The 24,279-nt window shown below is 65.0% G+C and carries 23 protein-coding genes; 16 read left to right on the top strand and 7 right to left on the bottom strand.

Annotated elements, in window-relative coordinates:
• The first annotated feature begins 23 nt into the window (after window positions 1-23).
• Entirely contained in the window at window positions 24-923 is a 900-nt protein-coding gene (locus tag PSEWESI4_RS23705) for a LysR substrate-binding domain-containing protein (RefSeq protein ID WP_187673702.1), read from the top strand.
• A gap of 12 nt (window positions 924-935) precedes the next feature.
• Entirely contained in the window at window positions 936-1,286 is a 351-nt protein-coding gene (locus PSEWESI4_RS23700; protein WP_187673701.1) for an MmcQ/YjbR family DNA-binding protein, read from the top strand.
• On the opposite strand, the gene PSEWESI4_RS23695 is transcribed toward PSEWESI4_RS23700, so the two are convergent.
• Both PSEWESI4_RS23695 and PSEWESI4_RS23690 read right to left on the bottom strand, forming a co-directional pair.
• Window positions 1,280-1,957 carry a DUF1294 domain-containing protein gene (locus PSEWESI4_RS23695; protein WP_187673700.1) on the bottom strand — a complete coding sequence of 226 codons (678 nt, stop codon included), beginning with the start codon at window positions 1,955-1,957 and terminating at the stop codon, window positions 1,280-1,282. The genes PSEWESI4_RS23700 and PSEWESI4_RS23695 overlap by 7 nt on opposite strands.
• A gap of 7 nt (window positions 1,958-1,964) precedes the next feature.
• Window positions 1,965-2,795: an undecaprenyl-diphosphate phosphatase gene (locus PSEWESI4_RS23690; protein WP_187673699.1), complete on the bottom strand. Its 831-nt coding sequence runs from the start codon at window positions 2,793-2,795 to the stop codon at window positions 1,965-1,967.
• Window positions 2,796-3,341: 546 nt separating this feature from the next.
• Between PSEWESI4_RS23690 and PSEWESI4_RS23685 the strand changes: the two genes are divergently transcribed.
• From PSEWESI4_RS23685 to PSEWESI4_RS23660, 6 genes are all read left to right on the top strand, one after another.
• Entirely contained in the window at window positions 3,342-3,791 is a 450-nt protein-coding gene (locus PSEWESI4_RS23685; protein ID WP_187673698.1) for a hypothetical protein, read from the top strand.
• A 1-nt stretch (window position 3,792) separates the two neighbouring features.
• Window positions 3,793-4,371, top strand: coding sequence for an adhesin (locus PSEWESI4_RS23680; protein ID WP_187673697.1), 579 nt, complete (start codon window positions 3,793-3,795; stop codon window positions 4,369-4,371).
• Window positions 4,372-4,418: 47 nt separating this feature from the next.
• Entirely contained in the window at window positions 4,419-5,381 is a 963-nt protein-coding gene (locus PSEWESI4_RS23675; RefSeq protein ID WP_187673696.1) for a heme utilization protein, read from the top strand.
• A gap of 94 nt (window positions 5,382-5,475) precedes the next feature.
• On the top strand, window positions 5,476-6,159 hold the full coding sequence (locus tag PSEWESI4_RS23670; RefSeq protein WP_408004334.1) for a C39 family peptidase: 684 nt from the start codon (window positions 5,476-5,478) through the stop codon (window positions 6,157-6,159).
• A 33-nt stretch (window positions 6,160-6,192) separates the two neighbouring features.
• Window positions 6,193-6,936, top strand: coding sequence for a hypothetical protein (locus PSEWESI4_RS23665; RefSeq protein ID WP_187673695.1), 744 nt, complete (start codon window positions 6,193-6,195; stop codon window positions 6,934-6,936).
• A 42-nt stretch (window positions 6,937-6,978) separates the two neighbouring features.
• Window positions 6,979-8,238, top strand: coding sequence for a transporter (locus tag PSEWESI4_RS23660; protein WP_187673694.1), 1,260 nt, complete (start codon window positions 6,979-6,981; stop codon window positions 8,236-8,238).
• 58 nt (window positions 8,239-8,296) lie between these two features.
• Here PSEWESI4_RS23660 and PSEWESI4_RS23655 read toward each other — a convergent pair whose 3' ends face one another.
• Window positions 8,297-9,625: a sigma-54 dependent transcriptional regulator gene (locus PSEWESI4_RS23655; protein ID WP_187673693.1), complete on the bottom strand. Its 1,329-nt coding sequence runs from the start codon at window positions 9,623-9,625 to the stop codon at window positions 8,297-8,299.
• 238 nt (window positions 9,626-9,863) lie between these two features.
• On the opposite strand from PSEWESI4_RS23655, the gene PSEWESI4_RS23650 reads away from it, so the two are divergent.
• From PSEWESI4_RS23650 to PSEWESI4_RS23635, 4 genes are all read left to right on the top strand, one after another.
• A complete protein-coding gene (locus PSEWESI4_RS23650; protein ID WP_187673692.1) occupies window positions 9,864-11,756 on the top strand; it encodes a c-type cytochrome in 1,893 nt (630 codons plus the stop codon).
• Window positions 11,757-11,765: 9 nt separating this feature from the next.
• Window positions 11,766-12,902 carry a catalase family protein gene (locus PSEWESI4_RS23645; RefSeq protein ID WP_187673691.1) on the top strand — a complete coding sequence of 379 codons (1,137 nt, stop codon included), beginning with the start codon at window positions 11,766-11,768 and terminating at the stop codon, window positions 12,900-12,902.
• Between the two features lie 143 nt (window positions 12,903-13,045).
• On the top strand, window positions 13,046-13,315 hold the full coding sequence (locus PSEWESI4_RS23640; protein WP_187673690.1) for a hypothetical protein: 270 nt from the start codon (window positions 13,046-13,048) through the stop codon (window positions 13,313-13,315).
• A gap of 219 nt (window positions 13,316-13,534) precedes the next feature.
• A complete protein-coding gene (locus PSEWESI4_RS23635) occupies window positions 13,535-13,774 on the top strand; it encodes a DUF1272 domain-containing protein (protein WP_187673689.1) in 240 nt (79 codons plus the stop codon).
• 123 nt (window positions 13,775-13,897) lie between these two features.
• On the opposite strand, the gene nfuA is transcribed toward PSEWESI4_RS23635, so the two are convergent.
• Both nfuA and PSEWESI4_RS23625 read right to left on the bottom strand, forming a co-directional pair.
• Complete coding sequence (gene nfuA / locus PSEWESI4_RS23630; protein WP_187673688.1) at window positions 13,898-14,482, bottom strand: Fe-S biogenesis protein NfuA; 585 nt, start codon at window positions 14,480-14,482, stop codon at window positions 13,898-13,900.
• Window positions 14,483-14,721: 239 nt separating this feature from the next.
• Window positions 14,722-16,995 carry a fatty acid cis/trans isomerase gene (locus PSEWESI4_RS23625; RefSeq protein ID WP_187673687.1) on the bottom strand — a complete coding sequence of 758 codons (2,274 nt, stop codon included), beginning with the start codon at window positions 16,993-16,995 and terminating at the stop codon, window positions 14,722-14,724.
• 178 nt (window positions 16,996-17,173) lie between these two features.
• Between PSEWESI4_RS23625 and metH the strand changes: the two genes are divergently transcribed.
• Window positions 17,174-20,866: a methionine synthase gene (metH, locus tag PSEWESI4_RS23620; protein ID WP_187673686.1), complete on the top strand. Its 3,693-nt coding sequence runs from the start codon at window positions 17,174-17,176 to the stop codon at window positions 20,864-20,866.
• Window positions 20,867-20,916: 50 nt separating this feature from the next.
• On the opposite strand, the gene PSEWESI4_RS23615 is transcribed toward metH, so the two are convergent.
• Window positions 20,917-21,207: a DUF1883 domain-containing protein gene (locus PSEWESI4_RS23615; protein WP_187673685.1), complete on the bottom strand. Its 291-nt coding sequence runs from the start codon at window positions 21,205-21,207 to the stop codon at window positions 20,917-20,919.
• Window positions 21,208-21,287: 80 nt separating this feature from the next.
• Here PSEWESI4_RS23615 and PSEWESI4_RS23610 point away from each other — a divergent pair, with 80 nt between their 5' ends.
• The 3 genes from PSEWESI4_RS23610 to PSEWESI4_RS23600 all read left to right on the top strand — a co-directional run bounded on the left by PSEWESI4_RS23610 (window position 21,288) and on the right by PSEWESI4_RS23600 (window position 23,177).
• Entirely contained in the window at window positions 21,288-21,617 is a 330-nt protein-coding gene (locus PSEWESI4_RS23610; RefSeq protein ID WP_187673684.1) for a cupin domain-containing protein, read from the top strand.
• Between the two features lie 56 nt (window positions 21,618-21,673).
• Window positions 21,674-22,714 (top strand): RNA methyltransferase, encoded by a 1,041-nt coding sequence (locus tag PSEWESI4_RS23605; protein ID WP_187673683.1) that lies wholly within the window; start codon window positions 21,674-21,676, stop codon window positions 22,712-22,714.
• A gap of 241 nt (window positions 22,715-22,955) precedes the next feature.
• A complete protein-coding gene (locus tag PSEWESI4_RS23600) occupies window positions 22,956-23,177 on the top strand; it encodes a DUF2970 domain-containing protein (RefSeq protein ID WP_187673682.1) in 222 nt (73 codons plus the stop codon).
• A gap of 5 nt (window positions 23,178-23,182) precedes the next feature.
• Here the strand turns inward: PSEWESI4_RS23600 and PSEWESI4_RS23595 are convergent, their stop codons facing one another.
• Window positions 23,183-24,268, bottom strand: coding sequence for an ABC transporter substrate-binding protein (locus PSEWESI4_RS23595; protein WP_328821946.1), 1,086 nt, complete (start codon window positions 24,266-24,268; stop codon window positions 23,183-23,185).
• Window positions 24,269-24,279 lie beyond the last annotated feature (11 nt).

Below are 24,279 nucleotides of genomic sequence, written 5' to 3'. Positions count from 1 at the left end.
GTCCCACCGACAGAACGATATCCATGCAAGACCTCAACGATCTCCACTACTTCGCCCGCGTCGTCGAGGCTGGCGGGTTCGCCGCCGCCGGCCGCTTGCTGGGCATTCCCAAGTCGCGCCTGTCGCGGCGCATCGCCGAGCTGGAGCAGCGCCTCGGTGTGCGCCTGTTGCAACGCACCACCCGCAAGCTGGCGCTGACCGACATCGGCGAACGCTTCCTGCGTCACTGCCAGGCCATGCTGCTGGAGGCTGAACAGGCCGAGGAAACCGTCGCCGCGTTGAGCAGCGAGCCACGCGGGCGCTTGCGGGTGTCCTGCCCGCAGGTGGTGCCCGGTTTCCAGGAAACGCTGCTGTCGTTTCTGGCGAGCTATCCGCAGGTGCAGGTCGAGGTGCTGATCACCAGTCGGCGCGTCGACCTGATAAACGAAGGGGTGGACGTAGCCATGCGCGTACGCACCCTCGACGATGAAGACCCATCGCTGATCACCCGGCGCCTGTCCCCTGCGGAGGGCGCCCTGGTCGCCGCGCCCTCGCTGCTCGAAGGCCACCGCATCGCCGCTCCGGAAGACCTGCTCGACCTCCCGGCCCTGGGCGCACTGGAGGCCGACCGCAAGGTCCACTACCGCCTGGAAGACAAGGCCGGTAACCGACGCGACATCGCCCTGGAGCCACGCCTCGGTATCGAGGATTTCGCCATCCGCAAGGCCGCGGCCCTGGCTGGCCTGGGCATGACCCTGCTGCCACGGATGTACTGCGAGGAAGAGCTGAACGACGGGCGCTTGCTACAGTTGCTACCCGGCTGGGAGGTGCCGAGCGGCTACCTGCAGGCGGTCTACCCGCACCGCAGCGGCATGCTGCCGGCGGTACGGGCCTGGCTCGAACACCTGACGGCCGCCTACCAGGCCTCGCCCGAACCCCGATGACAAGGAGCCTCCATGACCGCCGACGAGATCGCCGCCTTCTGCCTGCAACTACCCGGCGCCCGCGAGGACCTCAAGTGGGGCAGCAACAGGGTGTTCTCGGTGGCCGGCAACAAGATGTTCGCGATCCTCGACTTCCTCGGCGGGGGACTGGCCTTCAAGGTCGACGTGGAACTGTTCCTGGGCTACGTCGACCGCCCCGGCATCCGCCCGGCGCCCTACCTGGCCCGCGCCCACTGGATCAGCATGGACGCCCCCTTCCCGCTCGCCGACGATGAACTGCGCAGCCTGCTGACCCGATCCCACCAACTGGTGGTGCGCAAGCTGCCGAAGATCCGCCAGGTGGGACTGCTGCTCGATCAGTAGGAGAGCAGGCTGCGCAGGAGCTGGCCGCCCAGCAGCCAGTCGGCCCAGGCCACCTGATGCAATACCACGATGCTCCAGAACACCAGTTGGAATGAGAGTTTGCGGGTCTTGTGGCGGAATACCCGCTGGGCCACCAGCGCACCTGGCCAGCCGCCGAGCAACGCAGTGAGGTGCAGAGTTTTTTCCCGGGTTCTCCAGTGGCCCTTTTGTGCGCTCTGCTTGTCCCGCCAGTACTGCACGAAGCTGACCAGGCTGAGCACGGCGTAAGCCAGCAAGGGCCAGGCATCCCCGGACACCTGCAGCATCCGCAGCGATCCCAGGGCTGGCAGTACGCACAATCCTGCCAACACCAGCAGCTTTACCGGCAAGGCCTGGATGCTCCTGCTCGACTCACGTGACCTATCACTCGAGGCAGCGGCCTTGGCCAGCTTCGGTTGCCGGCGAATCGCGGGACGGTCCAGGCTGAGTGCCTCGCCGCGCATGTGCTCGGCGCGCAGGCGCCCCTGCGAATCCTTGCCAGCGATAAATAGCACCACCTGCCCCACTTGCGGACGCTGATCACCACGCATGGCGGAGATATGCACGAAGACATCACCCCCGCCACTGTCGGGCCGGATAAAACCGAAACCCTTGTCGTCGTTCCAGCTTTTCAGGGTGCCCCGCTGTTCCATGGCGCGATCAGCCCTGTGCGGTGGACCAATCGATCCAGCCCAGTTGCCAGGTCAGCAGGATCAGCATGCCGAAGCCGATGCGGTACCAGGCGAAGGCCGCGTAGCTGTGGCTGCCGATGAACTTGAGCAGGCCACGCACGGCGATCATGGCGAAGATGAAGGAGGTCACGAAGCCCACCGCGAACACCGGCAGGTCGCTGGGCTGGAACAAGTCACGGTACTTGTAGCCGGAATACACCGCCGCGCCGACCATGGTCGGCATGGCGAGGAAGAAGGAAAACTCGGTGGCCGCCTTGCGCGACAGGCCGAACAGCAGGCCGCCGATGATCGTCGCCCCGGAGCGCGAAGTGCCGGGGATCATCGCCAGGCATTGGGCGAAACCGATCTTCAGCGCCGACTTCCAGCTCATGTCGTCGACCGTCTCGGTATGGATCACGTGCTTGCGGCGCTCCGCCCAGAGCATGATCACCCCGCCGACCAGTAGCGCAACGGCCACGGTCACCGGGTTGAACAGGAATTCGTGGATCAGGTCGGCGAACAGCACACCCAGCACCAGCGCCGGGCAGAAGGCAATCAGCAGGTTGCTGGTGAAACGCTGGGCCTCGCGCTCCTTGGGCAGGCCGACGACCACTTCGAAGATCTTCCGCCGGTATTCCCAGACCACCGCAAGGATCGCGGCCAACTGGATGATGATGTTGAACGCGATGGCGCGCTCGCCACCGAAACCGATCAGGTCCGCGACGATGATCTGGTGACCGGTGCTGGAGATCGGCAGGAACTCCGTCAACCCCTCGATGATGCCCAGGATCAGCGCCTGCGCGTTAACCCAAAAATCCATGTAAATCCCCCGTGGGCGGCGCGTCGAGGTGCCGCCTTCTCTGAATCGATGCGATGGAACGGACGGTGTCCGGCGGAAAACAGACCCGCGGGCGAAAAACCGGTTCCCGAAAAGAATCTCGACGCTGCAACGCACCGGCAGGCGCACGGCTGGCTCTCGCGTCGAGGGGCCGGAATGCTATCAGAGCCGGGCGGCAAACGCCGAATGGATCGCGCAAGGACGGTGGCCAGGAGTGTATTGGCGCTGCAACAGATAGCTTCGGGCAAAGCCGGAAAAACCGAGCGAACGGTCAACTTCCGGAATATCTGTATCAATTCCGAGACACTCGCCGAAAACCTGCCGAACCCGCGTGGATACTGGGCTCCGCGCGATTTCCAGCATCGACGGGGATGAGCGACTGTTTCAAAAACCATACAGGTCGCATCACCGGGAAATACACCACCCATCGGTAAGTGCTTGATTCTTATCGCCTCCCCCATCCAGGCACGACTTCTGCGTTTGGTCACGGCGAGCACCGGACTGCCAGCCGGACAAGGAACTACTGCCATGGACCGTTACATCCGCACTACAGCGTTTTCGCTTATCGCCGTGGCCGGCCTTTCTCTTCTACCCGTAGCCCCGCCTCATGCCGCCGGCGACGGGACCATCGTTCTCAACCGTACCGTCCAGCCGCGCATGGCCACCCGGCCGACCATGGTGCCTGACCCCAACCCGATCACGGTCAATCCCAACATCTCTCCGCAGGTGCGAGGCCTGATGGAGTCGACGGAACTGAGTGATGGTGACTTCGCCCAGGTCACGTCCGGCTCGTCCCTCAATCGCCACATCCTGCCGGGCGGCCACATACCCGGCCTCAATACCGGAGCCGCGCAGACCCTGCCGGGCGCGGGCGGTGGCGCCGGTGTCGGCGCCGGCGGCAACTCGATCTCCAACCAGGTCAACAGCGCCGTGAAGCAAGGCCTGGCTCCGCTGCAAGTCCTGACGGGAGGGCGCTGAGATGAAACGCCTGCCCCTGCTTCTCGGGCTCGCCCTGCCGGCCTTCGCCCTGGCCGACACGCTCCCTTCGCAGAACAACGCCAGCGTGACCGCCAGCGCCGTCGGCTACCAGGGCGTGATGTCGGTCAACCAGGCCGCCGGCGATATGCACCAGCAGGTCAACGGCCGTGCCCTGGCGATTGGCGACCAGGCCGGGGCCACTCTCGGCTATGGCCAGTCGCGCAGCGCTGAATTGCCGGCTGGAACCCTCGACGCCACGGCCTCGATCCAGGGCAACGCCTTCAGCCGTGGAGCCGGCCTGCTGGGCGTCAACCAGTCCGCCGGCGCGGGCAACCAACAAATCAACGCTTTCCGCACGAGCCTCAGCACCCGTGGGGAAAGCCTGGATGACAGCGTCCTCGCCCAGCAGAGCGTGGCGCTGCCGAAGAGTTCGGGTCCGGCTGGAACGGAGACCGGCAGGCGGCTCGTCGATACCGACGACCGCGCCTTCGCCGGTAGCAGTGGTGTCGTGCAGCTGAACCAGAGCGCTGGGGTGGGAAACCGGATGGTCAACACCTTCAGCATCAGGGTCGCGGATTGACCCTTATAAGTCGTGATGTCAACACGTAACTGGCAAGGAGAAACACCATGAAAGCAACAATGGTAGTGAAACCGCTGGTATTCGCGATCGCTGCCGCGATGGCGACCGGGGTATGGGCCGATCGTGATCGTGACCGCGATCGCGACCGTTCGCCCTACAACACCTGGGCCGCCGGAGCTCATGCGACCGTCGACAACGAGCAGACGCTGGACAGCAACTACGTCGACAACCAGGCCACCGAGAACACGGCGGATGCCAACAACTCCGCGAATGGCAGCGCAGGCAACCTGGGTGTCAACGTGGCGGCCGGCAACGTCAACCAGCAGGCCAACGAAGCAGCCCTGGCCACCGCGGATGAAAACTTCATCTTCGGCCACGCCTACTCCAGCGTGAACGTGTATCAAGGCAACTATGGCAACAACGTGGACAACTTCTCCACGCAGAACAACGCCTCGATCACCAACATGGCCAACGGCTCGTCCGGCAACATCGGCATCAACGTGACCGCCGGCAACTTCAACCAGCAGAAAAACGCCCTGGCCGCAGCCGTATCCGGCGGCCGCCATGTCTCGGCATACGCCGGCGCCACCCAGGACATTTCCGGTGCCGACGTGAACAACGAAGCCAACATCAAGGCCAAGTACGAGAAAGTCGTCCTTGGCGTCGGTCTGGCAGGCGGTTATGCCGGTGGTGGCGGTGGGGTGATCCACGACGAAGAGCCCTACAAGATCGAAGAAGGCAAGCGCGGCAAGGACGACACCATCAAGAGCAAACCCGACAAGGACACCTTCGGCTTCGTGGAAGCCGGCGGCATCCTGCTCGGCGGTGTAGCCGCAGGCTGGGTACCGGTGGGCGCCACTGTCCAACAGGCAGTGGTCAACAACGCCACCCTGACCAACTCGCTGAACGGCAGCTCCGGCAACATCGGCGCCAACGTCTCGGCGGGCAGCCACAACCAGCAGATCAACTCGCTGTCGATCGCCGCTGGCTGTAACGCTTGCCCAAAGTGACACCGCAGGGAGGCAGAGGCTTGTCGTTCTAGTCCTCACTGTCGTACGGGAGGGGCCCACGGGCTCCTCCCCTTCTCTGCGAAGGATGACCACCATGCGCTGGATGATTGCCGGGCTCGCAGGCTGCCTGTTGCAGGGTAGCGTGCTGGCCGCCCAAGTCCCCCTCGCCGTGCTGCCAGGCGGCGCAATCGCGTTCAAGCCGGTCGAAAGCATCCGCGAGCGGCGCTTCAGCAACCTGGTCGAACAGAAGACCGACTTCAGTTGCGGCGCCGCTTCCCTGGCCACCATCCTGCGCGAGGCCTACAACCTCGACGTCGACGAGGACTTCGTCATCGAGGGCATGCTGGCCGGCGCCGACCCCGAGCTCGTCCAGAGCCAGGGATTCTCCATGCTCGACATGAAGCGCTACGTGCAGAACATCGGCATGCGCGCCCGCGGCTACCGCATCAGCACCGAGGCCCTGCAGCAGCTCAAGGTGCCGGTGATCGTGCTGCTCGACGTACGGGGCTACAAGCATTTCGTGGTCATGCAGCGCGCCGAGCGCGGCTGGATCTACATCGGCGACCCGGTGCTCGGCCACAAGCGCTACAGCCTCGAGGAATTCAGCCAGGGCTGGAACAACATCGTGCTGGCGGTGATCGGCCCCGGCTACGACAAGACCAACGCCCTGCTCTCTCCCCCTGATCCATTGACGGCCAAGGACCGTATCAATGCATTCAGGCCCGTACATGACGCCGAGTTGATGGAGTACGGCTTTATCCAGAGCGACTTTTTCTAAGTGTGCAAGGGCGAGGATGCCCAGGAGGCCAACATGAAGACCTACATGCTACTGACAGCGATCTGCCTCGCCGTCAGTGTGCCTGTCCAGGCCGCTTCGGTTTTCAAACCCGAGGAGCTCAGCGACCAGGAGCTATCGCAACTGCGCGGCCGTTTCGTCATGCCCGGGCAGATCGTCCACTTCGGCTTCACCATGATCAGCAGTTGGGAGAACGCCCAGGGCCAGGTGCTCGGCGCGCGCGTCAGCATGCAGGCCCAGCAGAACATGTACCGCCCGGTCTTCCGCGTCTCCTCGTTGAACAGCGAGCCGGGCAACGGCGTGGCCCCCGGCAATCTCCAGCAGACTGGCACCATCAGCGGCGGCGCCGGCCTGCACAAGGTCGACGGAGCCTCGCAGAGCATCCGCGCCGCGGGCGACAACAACCTGGCGCAGAACGACATCACCCTCAACGTCAAGCACAGCAATAGCGCCCCGGCCCTGGACACCACGGGCAAGCCCCTGACGTCCCCGGTCCAGGTCAGCAACAGCGCCGGCAGCGTCCAGGTGACCCCCGCCAACAACAGCGTGCAGATCGCCATCCAGAGCAATGGCCAGGGCTCGACCCTTCAGCAGATCGGCGCCGGCGCGCTGCTGCAGAACACCCGGATACTCGGCTCGAGCAACGTCGTGAAGAACCTCGCCGCACTGGACGTGGTGCTGAGGGAGAACAAAGCCACGATCAATACCCTGAACTGCAACTGGGACCAGTTGCGCGGCCTTCGTCCTTCAGGGATCTGATCTACGCTTCTGCCCAAGCCAACAGGACGGTGTGACTCGCTCATGGTCAAGCTCAACCCACTTCATTTGGCAGTATGCGTTGCAACCATCCTCCCCTCGACCTGGCTGCATGCGGCCACCGAGGAAGAGGTCCAGGCCCTCCAACGGGAGCTCCTCGAACTGCGCAGGAGCTACGAAGCGCAGCAGAACGCACTGATGGTGCTCGAACAGCGCCTGCGCCAGGTGGAAGCCCAGCCGCAGGTGCAGCAGCCGCAACGCCTGGTGCGCTCGCCCAGCGCCCCGGCGCAGACGGCGGCCGCGGGGAGCGGTGCCGGCTACGGCGAAAGCCTGAAGGATGAAGGCTCCGCGCCACGCAGCGTGGAGAACATCTACGAGGAGGCCAGCGGCTTCTTCGGTGGCACCTTCAGCGTCGAGACCGGGCTGACCTACAGCCACTACGACACCCGCCAACTGGTGCTCAACGGCTTCCTGGCCCTGGACTCGATCTTCCTCGGCAACATCAACGTCGACCAGATCAACTCCGACACCCTCACCCTGGACCTGACGGCGCGCTACAACATGGACGACCGTTGGCAGTTCGACATCAACGTGCCCATCGTCTACCGCGAGTCCACCTACGAATCGGCCGGCGCCTCGGGCGGCTCCACCTCGGAAGTGTCGTCGGAAACCGTCACCCGCGACCCGGCGCTGGGCGACATCAACGTCGGCGTCGCCTACCGCTTCATGCGGGAGAACGAGAACCAGCCCGATGGGGTCTTCACCCTGCGGGTCAAGGCGCCGACCGGGAAGGACCCTTACGGCATCAAGCTGATCCAGTCGCCCGAGAACGACAACCTCTCGGTGCCCGAGGAACTGCCCACCGGCAACGGCGTATGGTCGGTCACGCCCGGGGTATCGCTGGTCAAGACGGTCGACCCGGCGGTGCTCTTCGGCAACCTGTCCTACACCTACAACTTCGAGGAGTCGTTCAGCGACGTCAGCCCACAACAGGGAACCAAGCTGGGCGGCAAGGTTAAGCTCGGCAACTGGTTCCAGTACGGCATGGGCGTGGCCTTCGCGCTCAACGAACGCATGAGCCTGTCGATGTCCTACTCGCAACTGATCGCCCAGAAGAGCCGGATCAAGCCAGACGGCCAGGACTGGAACAGTATCTCCAGCAGCGACGCCAACGCCGGCTACTTCAACATCGGCATGACCTACGCCGCCAGCGACAACCTGACCATCGTGCCCAACCTGTCCATCGGCCTCACCCCGGACGCCCCGGACTTCAGCTTCAGCCTGAAATTCCCCTACTACTTCTGACCGGCCACGACGCGAACGGGCAGCCCTGCGCTGCCCGTTCGCGTTTGCGCTGCGGGAATCAGCGGATTCCGTGCTTGTTCAGAAGACGATAGAACGTCGGCCGGGAGATACCCAGCATGCGCGCAGCCTGGCTGCAGTTATCGGAGCACTCGGCCAGCGCGTCGCAGAGCGCCTGGCGTTCCGCCTGAGCCTTGTACTCATCCAGGGTCAGGCGTATCAGCCCCTCCGTCGTTCCAGAAGACAGGCCCAGGTCGGCAGCCTCGATCTGCCGGCCCTCCGCCAGCGTGAGGCCGCGTCGGACGCGGTTCGCCAACTCGCGGACATTCCCCGGCCATCCGTGCGCCTTCATGGCCATCTGGGCGGACTCGCTGAACCGACGGGGCCGCCGGCCGACCTCCTGGCTGTACAACTGCGAGAAGTAATCGGCCAGCAGCGGGATATCGCCAGGCCGGTCGCGCAGCGGCAGCGTCTCGACCTGCAGCACGTTGAGCCGATAATAGAGGTCCTCGCGGAAGCGCCCCGCGGCGATGGCCTTCTCCAGGTCCACGTGGGTCGCCGCCAGCACCCTGACATCGATCGGGATCGGCTGGGTGCCGCCGACGCGCTCGATCTGCCGCTCCTGGAGCACCCGCAACAGATTGGCCTGCAAGTCGAGCGGCAGGTCGGCCACCTCATCGAGCAGCAGGGTACCGCCGGCAGCCGCCTCGAAGCGGCCGATCTTGCGCTGGTGCGCGCCGGTGAAGGCGCCCTTCTCGTGGCCGAACAGCTCGGACTGGATCAACTGCTCCGGGATCGCGCCGCAGTTGACCGCCACGAAGGGACCACCGCAGCGCCGCGACTGGCGGTGCAGCGTCCTGGCCACCAGCTCCTTGCCGGTGCCGCTCTCGCCATGGATCAGCACCGTCGAGTCGGTCGCCGCCAGCTTCCTGATCAGCTTGCGCAACTCCGCCACCGGCCGGCTTTGCCCCAGCAGTTCGCACTCCTTGTCGTAATTGACCTCCCGTCCGCCATCACGCAGGCGGGCCATGCCGAACGCCCGGCCCAGGGTGACCTGGAGGCGATCCACATCGAAAGGCAGCGTATGGAAATCGAAGAACCACTCGCTGATGAAATCGCCCACCCCCCCGGCCCGCAAGGCATCCGGGCTCAGCACCGCGATCCATTCGGTATTGCTGTGGCGAATCAGCCCCTTGATGCTTTCCGGGTTCTGCAACTGGTCCGGCCCCAGACGCAGCAGGCCTACGTCACAAGGAGGCGGGGCCACGGTATCCAGTGCGCAGCTCAGCACCTCCCAGCCGGCCGAGCGCAGTTCGGGCAGTAGTTGCAAGCAGTCAACACAGGGTTCGACCACGAGCAGGAATCGAGTTGCATCCACCAGGTCGAACATTGTCGTTCCTTGGCGCCAATATTTTGGACTTCCATTAAAAAACAGTAACTTCCACCACCAAACAGGAGGCTAGCCTTTTTTTTGACACCCCTTGGACGTTTTTCTCATAAATTTATATTTATCAATAACTTGTAATGAGAATAAGACAGGCGTCCGATATCACTTATCGATCTGTTGCCAATAGATGGCCAACTGGCATAACGTCCATCTAACAAGAACACAACAAGGACGTATTCCCATGCGCACCTCCAGCCGCACCGTATCGCTCATCCTGGGCGTCCTTCTGGTCGCGCTGGCGGTACCGCTCTACTACATCGCCCGCCCCAACCTGCCCACCTACGAACCGCCCACGGAGTTGCGCTATCTCTCCCAGTGGAGCCCCGAGGCGCGCCAGACCTATTACTACACGCCGCAGGGCACGCGGGTGAAAGGCCTGCGCTACGACTGGTTCGTCGCCCTGGAACTGCCGTTTTCCCGCGACAGGCTGGCCGAGCCCTCCTACCTCGCCCGCTTCGGCTTCCTCGTCGACCCCGACCAGCAAGCCAGCGCGCTCAACCCCGGCAACCTGCCGGTCGGCTTCGCCCGCCACAGCGACGACGAAACCGGCGACCAGTACCTGGACATCACCTGCTCGGCCTGCCACTCCGGCGAACTGCGCTACCAGGGCAAGGCGATCCGCATCGACGGCGGCGCCGCCCTGCACTCGCTGGCCTCGACCGTGCCCACCCTGCGCGGCGGCAGCTTCGGCCAGGCCCTGGGCATGAGCATGGCCTTCACTTACTACAACCCGGTGAAGTTCAAGCGTTTCGCCAAACAGGTGCTGGGCGAACGCTATGACGAGGAGCGCGGCCAGTTGCGCCGCGACTTCAAGGCCGTGTTCGACCGCTTGATGGCCACCGCCTACAACGACTGGCACCGCGACCTGTACCCCACCGAGGAAGGCTTCGGCCGCACCGACGCCTTCGGGCGCATCGCCAACAGCGTGTTCGGCGACGCCATCGATCCCGCCAACTACCGGGTAGCCGACGCCCCGGTCAGCTATCCGCACCTCTGGGATATCTGGAAGTTCGACTGGGTGCAGTGGAACGGCTCGGCCATGCAACCGATGGCGCGCAACGTCGGCGAAGCCCTGGGCGTGGGCGCCACCCTGCGGTTGTTCGACGATGAAGGCCGGCCGCTGCCGGAGGACGAACGCTACGCCTCCAGCGTCCGCCCTCACGACCTGCACACCCTGGAAGAAACCCTCAAGCACCTGAAGGCTCCACGCTGGCCGGAAGACATCCTTGGCACGATCGACCTCGAGCTGGCCAGCCAGGGACGCGCGCTCTACGAGGAAAACTGCGCCTACTGCCACGCGCCCGCGCCAAAACCGGAGGATCGCCGCTACGCGCCGGACCGCGATCCCGAGTGGCGCATGCGCGTGGTGCCGATCGAGATCGTCGGCACCGACCCGACCACCGCCGACAACATCGCCGACCACCGTTTCGACATCAGCAAGCTTGGCTGGACCCACGAGCAACTGGGCAAGCTCGGCGTGCAGCTCTTCGGCGCCGATCCAGCGCAGATCGACTTCGCCAGCCTGTCCAGCGCCAAGGGCCTGGCCTACCTCACCGCCTACGTCGAGAACCGCGCCTACCGGGACGCCGGCATCAGCGCCGCAGAGCGCCCCGCCATGGACGGCTTCGGGCTACCCATCGGGGTACAGGAGAAACGCGGCTACAAGGCCCGCCCGCTGGACGGCATCTGGGCGACGCCACCGTTCCTGCACAACGGCTCGGTGCCGAACCTGTTCCAGTTACTCTCGCCCATCAGCGAGAGGTCGAGCCGCTTCTGGGTAGGCAACCATGAATACGACCCGAAGTTCGTCGGCTATCGCACGGAAGAAATCCCCGGCGGATTCCTGTTCGACACCCGGATCAAGGGCAACGGCAACCAGGGCCACGAGTTCCGCGACGGCTGCCGCAGCCAGGGCGTGATCGGCCGGGGCCTGCAACCCCTGGAGCGCTGGGCGCTGATCGAGTACCTGAAAGTGCTCGGCAACGCCGAGCTGGAAGCCAGGCTCACGCCGGTCGAGCCCAGGCCCTGGACACCCGGCCCGCTCTGCAGCGGCCAGGTAGCGCAAGTTCACTGAGGAACCGTCATGCTGAAACGATTCTGGCTATGGATCGGCCGTCTGCTCGGCCGGCTAGTCGTCCTTCTGCTGGCGCTGGGCCTGGGTGGCTGGGTCGTCGGCGAGCTTTATTACGGCTGGAAGTTTTCCGGACCGGTGTCCAGCGAAGAGGAAATCCCCGCCGGCGAGGCCGCACTGACCCGCGGGATCATCGATGACGCCATCCGCATCGTCGAACAGCACCGCGACAACACCCGCGTCCTGCGCGACGCACACGCCAAGTCCCACGGCTGCGTGCGCGCCGAGGTCAGCGTGGCGGCCGACCTGCCCGAGACGCTGCGCCAGGGCGTGTTCGGCGAGCCCGGCAAGACCTGGCAGGCCTGGGTACGCTTCTCCAACGGCAACGCCTACCCGCAGTTCGACCGGGCCCGCGACGCACGCGGCATGGCGATCAAGCTGCTCGACGTGCCCGGCGACAAGCTGCTGAGCCGGCCCGGCGGCCAGGACGAGCAGGACTTCGTGATGTTCAACAACTCGGTGTTCTTCGTTCGCGACGTCGCCGAGTACAAGAGCAATTTCGCCGCTCAGGCCGACGGCAAGAAAGTGCTGGCCTTCTTCCCCGGCTGGGACCCGCGCGAGTGGGAGGTCCGTCACCTGCTGATCGCCCTGAAGACCCTGAGCCCGGCCCCGGAAAGCCCGGTGGACACCACCTACAACTCCATCGCGCCGTTCAAGTACGGCCCGCACAACATCAAGTACCGGGTGATCCCGTCGCAGGACGGCTGCCCCGCCTATCAAGTGCCGGAACAGAACCAGGCGCTGCCCAACTTCCTGCGCAACGCGCTGTACCAGCAACTCTCGCTGGACCGCGTGCCGGCCTGCTTCGAATTGCAGGTGCAACGGCAGAACCCCGAGCACTACATGCCCATCGAGGACCCCAGCGTGGAGTGGGACGAGTCCATCTCCCCGTTCGAGACGGTCGCCCGGATCACCGTGCCGCCGCAGGATTTCGACTCGCCCGGGCAGAACCTGTTCTGCGACAACCTCTCCTTCAACCCCTGGCACGCCATCCCCGAGCACAAGCCGATCGGCGGCATCAACCGGCTGCGCAAGGCGGTGTACGAAGCGGTGAGCGCCTACCGCCAGGAGCGAAACTCGGCTCTCTGAGCGTCGTTATTACCAAAATGCGACAGTGACGAATATTTTTGCGCCACATTGTGACTCGCAGGTCAACTCCGATCATCCATATGCATAACAGATCATGAGAATCGTGATCTATCGGCATTGGGTACTTTTGGAGAATCGCCCGCATGAACGCCCCGCTCCGTTTCAACGAAGCACTTTTGATCGCCGGCCGTGCCTTTCAACCTTTCCAGTGCGTAGCCTGGTCCGCCCAGGATGGCGCCGGCGAACTCAGCCTCACCGTCATCGACCGCACCAGCACCCGCCTGGTCGGCCGTACCCAACTTTCCAGCAGCATCTACAGCGACCCCGAGTGCCTGGCCCGCGTACTCAAGCAGTCCCGCGAGGCGCTGAGCCAGCAGGGCTACGATCTCGATCCCTGGGACATGCCCGAATAATCGTTCCCGATCCACAGCGTGGGCGCCTCTTCCCGCCCACGCTGCTCCTCCCCCGCCACATCACCTCCTCCTCTCCCTGACTCCAGGAAGCCCTCGACGGGCCGGCTCGTTCCCACCGCTCTCTCTGCCCGCAGCGACTGGCAAGATAGGCGGGCTCAATGTCATTGTTGCCGACATCCCTGCCCGAGCCTTCCCGAAGCAATGAAAGGAGGAAAGACCATGCTGCAATTGCGCCCGAGTTGCGAATGCTGCGACCGCGACCTGCCCGGCGACAGCACCGATGCGTTGATCTGCTCGTTCGAATGCACCTTCTGCCGCGCCTGCGCCGAACGCCTGGGGCTGCGCTGCCCGAACTGCGGCGGACCGCTGCTGGCCCGGCCGCCGCGCCTGGGCGAAGCCCTGGCACGCAACCCTGCCTCCACCGAGCGCATCTTCAAACCTGCCGGTTGCGCCCCGTAGAACCGCAGGGTGGGCTTCAGCCCACCAGTCCAGACGCCACCGTCGCCCGGCCCACCCCACGAAAACCCAGGCATGAAAAAGGCGACCCGCAGGTCGCCTTTTTCCGTTCCGCTCACGAACGCCTCAGTAGTAGGCGTTTTCCTTGTTGCTGTGGTCGGTCACGTCGCGCACGCCCTTCAGCTCGGGAATACGCTCGATCAGGGTCTTCTCGACACCATCCTTGAGGGTCATGTCGACCATGCCGCACCCCTGGCAGCCGCCGCCGAAGCGCAGCACGGCGATGCCGTCCTCGACCACTTCCACCAGCGACACCTGGCCGCCGTGGCTGGCCAGGCCGGGGTTGATCTCGGTCTGCAGGTAGTAGTTGATTCGCTCGTTGATCGGGCTGTCCTCGTTGACCATCGGCACTTTGGCGTTCGGCGCCTTGATGGTCAGTTGGCCGCCCATGCGGTCGGTGGCGTAGTCGACCACCGCGTCTTCCAGGAACGGCTCGCTGATGCCGTCGATCCAGGCAGTGAAACTCTTCAGCGCCAGCGGCGTATCGTCGGGCTTTTCCTCGCCCGGCTTGCAGTAGGCGATGCAGGTCTCGGCGTACTGGGTGCCCGGCTGAGTGATGAAGATACGAATGCCGATGCCCGTGGTGTTCTGCTTGCTCAACAGATCAGCCAGATAGTCTTGGGCAGCGTCGGTAATAGTGATGGCGCTCATGGCAACTCCTCGCAAACATGCGAGCAGTTTACGCCAATCGGCCCGGATGGATAAAGCCCTAGCGTTTTAGTAGGAATAGTTCGCAGCTAGCGGCGTGGCCTCCGGGCTCCCCTGCTCGGGAAAGTCGCCCTGCATCCGTCATCTCCGCGGACAATTGGATTCCCGCGTTCGCGAGAATGACGGTCCAGCGCTGGCATCCCCCCCCGTCATCCCCGCGAACGCGGGGACCCAATGACGGATCAGAGATTCCTGTAGCGATTCATGTCCAGCACTCCGGCCTCGACCGGCTCGGTCTCGCGGATATGCGCCGACAGGTCGTGGAAATAGCGCCAGAACTCGGGATGGCTGCGGCGGATGCCCCAGCGCTCGATCACCTTGTCGAACGCCTCGGCCCTGTCGCGGGCCTGCTCCAGCGCCTGGACGAACTGCGGTACCTCCTCGGCGCGCAGGTTGAACAGGAAGTTCGGGTAACTGCTCAGCACGCCCGGGTACAGCGTCAGGGTGTCCAGCCCCGGCTGATAGCGCATCTCCTCGCCGAGCATGAAGGCCACGTTGCTGTGCATGCGGTTGCGCAACAGGCTGTAGATCTCGCGCTTGCCGTCCGGCAGCTCGATACGCAGCAGGGTCGCTTCGGGCAACCGGTCGATCACCCTGAGCCCGGCGGCCGGACGGCTGGCCAGGCGGCTGAGCGACTGCTCGGCCCGTTGCAGCGCCGGGTCCACGTCGGGACGGTAGCAGGCCCCGTCACGGCAGCGGTTGAACGGATCGGGACGGGCGTTGAGCGCCGCGTAACGTTCGAGCAGCGAGGTGGCGAAGGTTTCCTTGGCCCGCTCCACCGGCAGCCCCAGGCCGCTCGGCGGATCGACGTCGATGCTCTGGTAGTCCAGCCACATCTTCAGCTTGCCGCTGTTCTGGTACCAGTCCGACAACAGCGGTCTGCGTGCCTCCGGCGGCATCAGGCGCAGGAAGTTGACCTCGGCGCCGTTGCGGATCAGGTCGAAATACAGCCGTGTCTGCGCCTGGTGGGAGACGTTGCCGAACACGTCGAAGTTGACCACCAGTTGGTAATAGGTGCGCTCGAGCAGCGGATAGTCCATCCACCAGATCGTCTGCGGGATCTCGCCGATCAGCCCCTTGCGCACCGAAGCGCTGTCGTGCTGGCGGAAGATCGACAGCAGCGCGTTGTCGTTGCCGCTCCAGATATGCGACCAGTCGGGCGCCGGCGCGTCGGCATAGGTGTCCAGGCGCAGCTTCTCATAGGCGTTGCGCTTGTCGCGGTAGGTCCGCCACAGCCCCAGCAGGTCGCCGATCTCGTCGAACTGGCCGGGCATGGCCAGCAGCGGCGTGACCTTGGCGCGGTACTCGGCATCGGTGAGGTAGAGATCGTGCTCCGGGTCCTGGAACAGCGTCCAGAAGTTGTCGCGGATAACGTCGGTGGCGATCTGTCCGCGACAGACAGGGCCACGGATGAAGGTGCGCACGAAGTATTCGGCGTTATCCAGCATGAACTGGTAGCGCGCCCCAGCCGGGATCGCCTGGAAGGTCTCGAACGGGTTGGCGCGGCGCTGGGCGCCGTAGCCGGGCACCGCGTCGGCGGTCCAGTCGCCGCTGAAGAACAGTTCCCTGACACGCGCCAGCTTCTGCCTACTCAACGGATAGGTGATATGGGTCTTGTGGACGATCACCCCCTGGATCGGCCACAGCCGATAGTAGAACTCGCTGCCCGGATCGTCGTTGGGCCGCCGGGTGGCGATCGGGTCGATGGGCTGGCCGCTCGGCGTGCGCGAACGCACGAGCTGGAAGAAATGCCCGGCCTCGCCACCTTCGAAATACAGGTGGGCGAGGAACAGGTGCTCGAACAGCCAGCGGCCGACCAGCGCCTCGCGGGCGCCGGGCGCGTTGAGCAGCTTTTCCCACTCGGCGATCTGCCGCTGCTCGGCGGCGGTCGGTCGTAGCGCCTGTTCATCGACTGGCGCGCCCTCGGCCAACCATCGCTGCAGGGTTTCATATTCGGCGTCGCTCAGCCCGGCCACGGCGAACGGCATGCCGGCGTGGGCGAACTGCTTCGCGTAGGCGTCGAACTCGCCGGGCAGCGGGCACTGGTTTTCCCGGTTGATGGAAATCTCCAGGTCGGCCGGCAGCTTGGCATTGGGCGGCGGCGGGTTGGCGCGGCCGAGTTCCAGCATGCGTGCCATCAGCGAAGCCTGGCCGTCGAGCACCGAGTTGAAGCCCCTGCTCCGCCAGGCCTCCTCGCCGATGGCGTCGAAGTACAGGCGAGTGGTCTCCTGCGCCTTGGTACGCGCGCCGTCGTACACCGGCTGCTTGCTCGCCCCGCGCAGCACACCCTCGCCGCTGCCCAGGTTGAGCTGGCACGGCGCGTCGTAGCAGGCGTGGCAAGCCACGCACTTCTCGGTGAGGATCGGCTGAATGTCCCGACTGTAGGAAATCCCTTGCGCAAAGATCATGAAGGGCGCGAACAACAGCGAGAAAGCGACAAGCGCTCGTGACGACATGGGCAACTCCGGATCATCGGGACGGCTGGAGTCTAGCGGTCCAGGCGGTATCGAGACGAGCCCGGCGATCGCCACGAACATGAGCAGGATTCATGAACCTGGCGGCAAGGCTCGAAAAGACTAGGGTTTTGTTATCATCCCGGCCCTTTGTCACGCATCCCCTCAGGTAGCTCCTCCCATGTCCGATCGCGCCGCCCGCCTCCATGCTCTCCAGCAAGCCCTCAAGGAACGCATCCTGATCCTCGATGGCGGCATGGGGACCATGATCCAGAGCTACAAGCTCGAAGAGGCCGACTACCGTGGCGAACGCTTCGCCGACTGGCCGAGCGACGTGAAGGGCAACAACGACCTGCTGCTGCTGAGCCGCCCGGACGTCATCCAGGCCATCGAGAAGGCCTACCTCGACGCCGGCGCGGACATCCTGGAAACCAACACATTCAACGCCACCCAGGTGTCCCAGGCCGACTACGGCATGGAAGAACTGGTCTACGAACTGAACGTCGAAGGCGCGCGCCTGGCCCGCGAAGTGGCCGACGCCAAGACCGCCGAGACCCCGGACAAGCCGCGCTTCGTCGCCGGCGTGCTCGGCCCGACCAGCCGCACCTGCTCGATCTCCCCGGACGTCAACGACCCCGGCTACCGCAACGTCACCTTCGACGAACTGGTGGAGAACTACAGCGAAGCCACCCGTGGCCTGATCGAGGGCGGCGCCGACCTGATCCTGATCGAGACCATCTTCGACACCCTCAACGCCAAGGCGGCGATCTTCGCCGTTCAGGGCGTCTACGAAGAACTCGGCATCGAGTTGCCGATCATGATCTCCGGCACCATCACCGACGCCTCCGGCCGCACCCTGTCGGGACAGACCACCGAGGCGTTCTGGAACTCGGTGCGCCATGCCAGGCCGATCTCCGTGGGCCTGAACTGCGCCCTCGGCGCCAAGGACCTGCGCCCCTACCTGGAAGAGCTGGCCAACAAGGCCGAGACCTATGTCTCCGCGCACCCCAACGCCGGCCTGCCGAACGCCTTCGGCGAATACGACGAGACCCCGGCGGAAATGGCCGAGGTCGTCGAGGAGTTCGCCGCCAGCGGCTTCCTCAACATCATCGGCGGCTGCTGCGGCACCACCCCGGCGCACATCCAGGCCATCGCCGAGGCAGTGGCCAAGTACCCGCCGCGGGTGATCCCGGAAATCCCCAAGGCCTGCCGCCTGTCCGGTCTTGAGCCGTTCACCATCGATCGCAGCTCGCTGTTCGTGAACGTCGGCGAGCGCACCAACATCACCGGTTCGGCCAAGTTCGCCCGGCTGATCCGCGAGGAGAACTACACCGAGGCCCTGGAAGTCGCCCTGCAGCAGGTGGAAGCCGGCGCCCAGGTGATCGACATCAACATGGACGAGGGCATGCTCGACTCCAAGGCGGCGATGGTCAGGTTCCTCAACCTCATCGCCGGCGAGCCGGACATCTCCCGCGTACCGATCATGATCGACTCCTCCAAGTGGGAGGTGATCGAGGCGGGCCTCAAGTGCATCCAGGGCAAGGGCATCGTCAACTCCATCTCCATGAAGGAAGGCGTCGAGCAGTTCAAGCACCACGCCCGCCTGTGCAAGCGCTACGGCGCGGCGGTGGTGGTGATGGCCTTCGACGAGGCCGGCCAGGCCGACACCCAGGCGCGCAAGGAAGAAATCTGCCAGCGCAGCTACGACATCCTGGTCAACGAAGTGGGCTTCCCGCCGGAAGACATCATCTTCGACGCCAACATCTTCGCCGTGGCCACCGGCATCGAGGAACACAACAACTACGCGGTCGACTTCATCAACGCCTGCGCCTACATCCGCGACAACCTGCCCTACGCGCTGTCCTCGGGCGGGGTGTCCAACGTGTCCTTCTCGTTCCGCGGCAACAACCCGGTGCGCGAGGCCATCCACTCGGTGTTCCTCTACTACGCCATCAAGAGCGGCCTGACCATGGGCATCGTCAACGCCGGCCAACTGGAGATCTACGACGAGATCCCGAAGGAGCTGCGCGACGCGGTGGAGGACGTGATCCTCAACCGCACCCCGGAAGGCACCGAGGCCCTGCTGGCGATCGCCGACAAGTACAAGGGCGACGGCGCCGCCAAGGAAGTCGAGGACGAGGAGTGGCGCGCGCTGCCGGTGGACAAGCGCCTGGAACACGCGCTGGTCAAGGGCATCACCGCGTTCATCGTCGAGGATACCGAGGAGTGCCGGCAGCAGTGCGCGCGGCCCATCGAGGTCATCGAGGGCCCGCTGATGAGCGGCATGAACGTGGTCGGCGACCTGTTCGGCTCGGGCAAGATGTTCCTCCCGCAGGTGGTGAAATCCGCCCGGGTGATGAAGCAGGCGGTGGCCCACCTGATCCCCTTCATCGAGGCGGAGAAAGGCGACAAGCCCGAGGCCAAGGGCAAGATCCTCATGGCCACGGTGAAGGGCGACGTGCACGACATCGGCAAGAACATCGTCGGCGTAGTGCTGGGCTGCAACGGCTACGACATCGTCGACCTCGGCGTGATGGTGCCGGCGGAGAAGATCCTGCAGACCGCCATCGCCGAAAAGTGCGACATCATCGGCCTGTCCGGGCTGATCACGCCGTCGCTGGACGAGATGGTCCACGTCGCCAAGGAAATGCAGCGGCAGAACTTCAGCCTGCCGCTGATGATCGGCGGCGCCACCACCTCCAAGGCGCACACGGCAGTGAAGATCGACCCGCAGTACAGCAACGACGCGGTGGTCTACGTCACCGACGCCTCGCGCGCGGTGGGCGTGGCTACTTCGCTGCTGTCCAAGGAGCTCAAGGCCGAGTTCGTGCAGAAGACCCGCGAGGACTACGCCGTGGTCCGCGAACGCACCGCCGCGCGCAGCTCGCGCACCGAGCGCCTCTCCTACGCCGACGCGCTGGCCAACAAGCCGCAGTTCGACTGGGCCGGCTACAGAGCACCGAAGCCGAGCTTCACCGGCGTGCAGGTGCTCGAAGACATCGACCTGGAGACCCTGGCCCAGTACATCGACTGGACGCCGTTCTTCATCTCCTGGGACCTGGCCGGCAAATACCCGCGCATCCTCACCGACGAAGTGGTCGGCGAAGCGGCCACCTCGCTGTTCAACGACGCCCAGGCGATGCTGAAGAAACTGATCGGCGAGAAGCTGATCAAGGCGAAGGCCGTGTTCGGCTTCTGGCCGGCCAACCAGATCAATCATGACGACATCGAGGTACGCGACGACCACGGCAAGGTGATCGCCCACCTGCACCACTTGCGCCAGCAGACCATCAAGCCGGACAGCAAGCCGAACCTGTCGCTGGCCGACTTCGTCGCACCGAAGGAAAGCGGCATCACCGACTACGTCGGCGGCTTCATCACCACCGCCGGCATCGGCGCCGAGGAACTGGCCAAGGCCTACGAGGCCCAGGGCGACGACTACAACGCGATCATGGTCAAGGCCCTGGCCGACCGCCTCGCCGAAGCCTGCGCCGAATGGCTGCACGAGCGTGTGCGCAAGGAGTACTGGGGCTACGCGCCGGACGAGCACCTGGACAACGAGGCGCTGATCAAGGAGCAGTACAAGGGCATCCGCCCCGCGCCCGGCTACCCGGCCTGCCCGGACCACACCGAGAAAGGCACCCTGTTCAAGCTGCTCGACCCGCAGGGCGTCAGCGGCGTGACGCTGACCGAGCACTACGCCATGTTCCCCGCCGCCGCCGTCAGCGGCTGGTACTTCGCCCATCCCGAGGCGCAGTACTTCGCCGTGGGCAAGGTCGACAAGGATCAGGTGGAAAGCTACAGCAAGCGCAAGGAGCAGGACCTGAGCGTCAGCGAGCGCTGGCTGGCGCCGAACCTGGGCTACGACAACTGATGGTGGGCTGAAGCCCCGGTGGAAAACGCCAAAGGCTTTTCCACCGGGGCTCAAGCCTGCCGCCGCACCAGCCTGATCGAGTACTTGAAGTCCGGCTTGCGCGTCACGCTGATCGCCCGGCGGGTGACGGTATCGAGGGTGATGTTCCAGAAGCCGCTGGCCGGCACCCTGACTTTCGCCGGGAAGCGCACGAAGGCACCACCGTGGTAGCTGTGCCGCCCGCCGTTCTTGAAGGCGCGGAAGTTGGCGTCGTTCATCAGGCGGATATTGCAGGGCTGCGAGCACTCGATGACGACCAGATCGCCTTCGTTCAGTTGCTCGCGCTGGTGGATGAACTTCATCGGCCACTCCAGGCTGGGCAGGGACAAGGCGCGACGATACAGCACTATGCTTTCGACTTCGCGCCAAAAGAGAGAACAGGATGCCACCGCCCATCACCAACCTCTTCCTTCCGGCCGCCGGCGAACAGCCGGGCGAAACCTTTCACACGCTGCTGCAGGCGGCACGGGTACGCATCGAGCAGATCGTCTCGCGCGGCCAGGCCAGCCCACCGGGCTTCTGGTACGACCAGGACGATCCCGAATGGGTGGCGCTGCTATGCGGCCAGGCGATTCTCGCCTTCGACGACGGTGACCAGCCGCTACAGGCAGGCGACGCACTGCTGATTCCCGCCCATTGCCGGCACCGGGTCGCCAGTTGCTCCGACGACGCCGTGTGGCTGGCGGTGCATTTCCGTGACGCGGCCGAATGACGCCGCTCATCGCCGCCCTACGCCTTGTCCGCGCCCAGTGGTAGCATGCGCGCCCCATGCGTATCCATGACATCCACCAACGCCTCGCCGACCTCGGCGCCAAGCCACTGCACAGCCGGCGGATCGTCCGTGCCTGGCTGCACGGCCAGCCGCTGGACAGCGGCACCCGCCACCAGCCCAGCGAGAGCTTCCTGCCACTCGCCGTGCGCGAAGCCCTGCCTGCTCTGGGCGAGGAACTGGACGGCCTGGCTCGCCTGCGCTCCGAGCATCCGGGCTCCGACGGCTCGGCGCGCCTGCTGGTGGAGCTGGCCGACAAGCAGATGGTGGAAAGCGTGCTGCTGCCGCGCGACGGCCTGTGCGTGTCCACCCAGGTCGGCTGCGCGGTGGGCTGCGTGTTCTGCATGACCGGCAAGAGCGGCCTGCTGCGCCAGGTCGGCAGCGCCGAAATCGTCGCCCAGGTCGCCCTCGCCCGCCGCTTCCGAGCGGTGAAGAAAGTGGTGTTCATGGGCATGGGCGAGCCGGCGCACAACCTCGACAACGTGCTGGAGGCCATCGACCTGCTCGGCAGCGAGGGCAATATCGGCCACAAGAACCTGGTGTTCTCCACGGTCGGCGACCTGCGCGTGTTCGAGCGCCTGCCGCAGCAACGGGTCAAACCGGCCCTCGCCCTGTCGCTGCACACCAGCCGCGCCGACCTGCGCGCCGAACTGCTGCCCAAGGCGCCACGCATCGCCCCCGACGAACTGGTCGAACTGGGCGAGGCCTACGCGCGCACGGTCGGATATCCGATCCAGTACCAATGGACGCTGCTCAAGGGCATCAACGACAGCCGGGAGGAAATGGACGGCATCCTGCGCCTGCTCAAGGGCAAGTACGCGGTGATGAACCTGATCCCCTACAACAGCCTGGAAGTCGACGACTACCAGCGCCCGGACGGCGAACGGATCGTCGAGATGGTGCGCTACCTGCACAGCCGTGGCGTGCTGACCAAGGTGCGCAACTCCGCCGGCCAGGACGTCGAAGGCGGCTGCGGCCAGTTGCGCGCCCGCGCGGTGGATGTGGTGAATACCCGGCGTTTGCGCAAACCTGCGCACTGACACCCGCCATCAGGTTCTGTACGAAAAGTCGTCGAGCGAAGGTCAGGCAAGGCAAAAAGCGGCGAGAAAGCGGCGTTTACGGTTGTAAATGAGCATGACTCGCTTCGCTCACCCCTTCGGGGCCGCCCTGAAGGGCGTTAGCCGCAAGCGGCTTCCGAGCCGCTTTTTAACGCAGCATCACCGAGCGCAGGCACTTTTCGTACAGAACTAGCGACTAAGCTGAAGACAACAGGAGGTGTCCATGAGCGACCAGCAGAACGACGACAAGCCCCTCACCTTCGGCCAGATGCTGCACAGCGTGCTGGCCGCGGCCTTCGGCGTGCAGAGCGGCAAGAACCGCGCGCGGGACTTCAGCAAGGGCAGGCCCAGCCAGTTCATCCTGCTCGGCCTGCTGTTCACGGCGATCTTCGTGGTGGTGCTGTTCGGGGTGGTGAAGCTGGTGCTGCACCTGGCCGGTGTCTGACGGCATCAATCCAGCAGCGGCTGCACCGAGAAGCGGTAGTCCCGCATCCCCTTGCGGCCAACGGCACTGAAGCGCCGGAAATCCAGATCGGCGCCCCGCCCCTGCACGAGCCGCAGCAGCTTCCTGGCCTGCTTCTCGTCGAACAGCGCAAACAGACGCTCCTGGCGATCCTTGCCGCCACGCTCGGCGAAGTCCAGCCCGGCATGGTGGTCGTGCAACAGCACCATGGCCCACGCACCCAGGGTGAAATGACCGCTGGCCAGCGCCGAGACACGCCCATCGATGCGCGCCTCGAGCACTTCCGGCGAGTTGTTCAAGGCCGAGAACAGCACGTCCCGCCCCGGCTGTCCGCCCAGTTCCCGCAAGGCGCGCATGGCGCCGAAGGCCATCTCGTCGTTGGCCGACCAGACCAGCCGTACATCCGGATACCGCTGCAGCAGCAACTGCGCCTGCTCGTAGGCACGCGGCTCGCTCCAGTCGCCCTGCACCACCTGTCGCAGTCGAACGTCGGCGTGCTCGGCCAGCGCCTTGTGCATACCCCGCTCACGGGCCTGGCTCGCCGGGGTATTGCGCATGCCGGCGAAGGCCAGCATCTCCACCGGACCATCGCCATGTCGGGCCCGGTGCTCGCGGATCAGCTCCGCCGCCATCAGGTAGCCCGCCTCCTCGTCGTTGGCCACCAGGCTGCCGATCCAGTCGGGGTATTTCTCGCGGGAAGCACCCAGCCGCTTCTGCTGGTCGGCGGTCAACCGGTTGTGCAGCATGAACAGCTTGACGCCGCTGTGCTCGGCCAGCCGCAGGATTTCCGGCGCGGCGTATTCCTCGTTGACCAGCACCAGGTAGTCGGGACGTTGCACCCCGGTCACCACCTGCCTGGCCTGGCTGATCATCCGCTCGCGGTCACGCTCAGCGTAGATGACCTGCAATTCCATGCCCAGGCTGCTGGCCGCCGCCTGCATGAACTGCGCATAGGTCACCCAGAAGGTTTCGTCGGAACGACCGGGGTTGAGGAACACGACGCTCGCCGCCTGCGCCAAGGCGGCACCGCAGAAACACCAGAGAACCAGCCCCAACCGAAGCACCGCTTTCAATTTCGAGCATC

The organism is Zestomonas carbonaria, from assembly GCF_904061905.1.
Classification (GTDB): Bacteria; Pseudomonadota; Gammaproteobacteria; order Pseudomonadales; family Pseudomonadaceae; genus Aquipseudomonas; species Aquipseudomonas carbonaria.
This window is presented reverse-complemented; position numbering and strand designations above follow the sequence as displayed.

Excerpts from the sequence above, each read along its gene's own strand:
- PSEWESI4_RS23705 (WP_187673702.1), top strand. The coding sequence starts at position 24 with ATGCAAGACCTCAACGATCTCCACTACTTCGCCCGCGTCGTCGAGGCT.
- PSEWESI4_RS23700 (WP_187673701.1), top strand. The coding sequence starts at position 936 with ATGACCGCCGACGAGATCGCCGCCTTCTGCCTGCAACTACCCGGCGCC.
- PSEWESI4_RS23695 (WP_187673700.1), bottom strand. The coding sequence starts at position 1,957 with ATGGAACAGCGGGGCACCCTGAAAAGCTGGAACGACGACAAGGGTTTC.
- PSEWESI4_RS23690 (WP_187673699.1), bottom strand. The coding sequence starts at position 2,795 with ATGGATTTTTGGGTTAACGCGCAGGCGCTGATCCTGGGCATCATCGAG.
- PSEWESI4_RS23685 (WP_187673698.1), top strand. The coding sequence starts at position 3,342 with ATGGACCGTTACATCCGCACTACAGCGTTTTCGCTTATCGCCGTGGCC.
- PSEWESI4_RS23680 (WP_187673697.1), top strand. The coding sequence starts at position 3,793 with ATGAAACGCCTGCCCCTGCTTCTCGGGCTCGCCCTGCCGGCCTTCGCC.
- PSEWESI4_RS23675 (WP_187673696.1), top strand. The coding sequence starts at position 4,419 with ATGAAAGCAACAATGGTAGTGAAACCGCTGGTATTCGCGATCGCTGCC.
- PSEWESI4_RS23670 (WP_408004334.1), top strand. The coding sequence starts at position 5,476 with ATGCGCTGGATGATTGCCGGGCTCGCAGGCTGCCTGTTGCAGGGTAGC.
- PSEWESI4_RS23665 (WP_187673695.1), top strand. The coding sequence starts at position 6,193 with ATGAAGACCTACATGCTACTGACAGCGATCTGCCTCGCCGTCAGTGTG.
- PSEWESI4_RS23660 (WP_187673694.1), top strand. The coding sequence starts at position 6,979 with ATGGTCAAGCTCAACCCACTTCATTTGGCAGTATGCGTTGCAACCATC.
- PSEWESI4_RS23655 (WP_187673693.1), bottom strand. The coding sequence starts at position 9,625 with ATGTTCGACCTGGTGGATGCAACTCGATTCCTGCTCGTGGTCGAACCC.
- PSEWESI4_RS23650 (WP_187673692.1), top strand. The coding sequence starts at position 9,864 with ATGCGCACCTCCAGCCGCACCGTATCGCTCATCCTGGGCGTCCTTCTG.
- PSEWESI4_RS23645 (WP_187673691.1), top strand. The coding sequence starts at position 11,766 with ATGCTGAAACGATTCTGGCTATGGATCGGCCGTCTGCTCGGCCGGCTA.
- PSEWESI4_RS23640 (WP_187673690.1), top strand. The coding sequence starts at position 13,046 with ATGAACGCCCCGCTCCGTTTCAACGAAGCACTTTTGATCGCCGGCCGT.
- PSEWESI4_RS23635 (WP_187673689.1), top strand. The coding sequence starts at position 13,535 with ATGCTGCAATTGCGCCCGAGTTGCGAATGCTGCGACCGCGACCTGCCC.
- nfuA (WP_187673688.1), bottom strand. The coding sequence starts at position 14,482 with ATGAGCGCCATCACTATTACCGACGCTGCCCAAGACTATCTGGCTGAT.
- PSEWESI4_RS23625 (WP_187673687.1), bottom strand. The coding sequence starts at position 16,995 with ATGTCGTCACGAGCGCTTGTCGCTTTCTCGCTGTTGTTCGCGCCCTTC.
- metH (WP_187673686.1), top strand. The coding sequence starts at position 17,174 with ATGTCCGATCGCGCCGCCCGCCTCCATGCTCTCCAGCAAGCCCTCAAG.
- PSEWESI4_RS23615 (WP_187673685.1), bottom strand. The coding sequence starts at position 21,207 with ATGAAGTTCATCCACCAGCGCGAGCAACTGAACGAAGGCGATCTGGTC.
- PSEWESI4_RS23610 (WP_187673684.1), top strand. The coding sequence starts at position 21,288 with ATGCCACCGCCCATCACCAACCTCTTCCTTCCGGCCGCCGGCGAACAG.
- PSEWESI4_RS23605 (WP_187673683.1), top strand. The coding sequence starts at position 21,674 with ATGCGTATCCATGACATCCACCAACGCCTCGCCGACCTCGGCGCCAAG.
- PSEWESI4_RS23600 (WP_187673682.1), top strand. The coding sequence starts at position 22,956 with ATGAGCGACCAGCAGAACGACGACAAGCCCCTCACCTTCGGCCAGATG.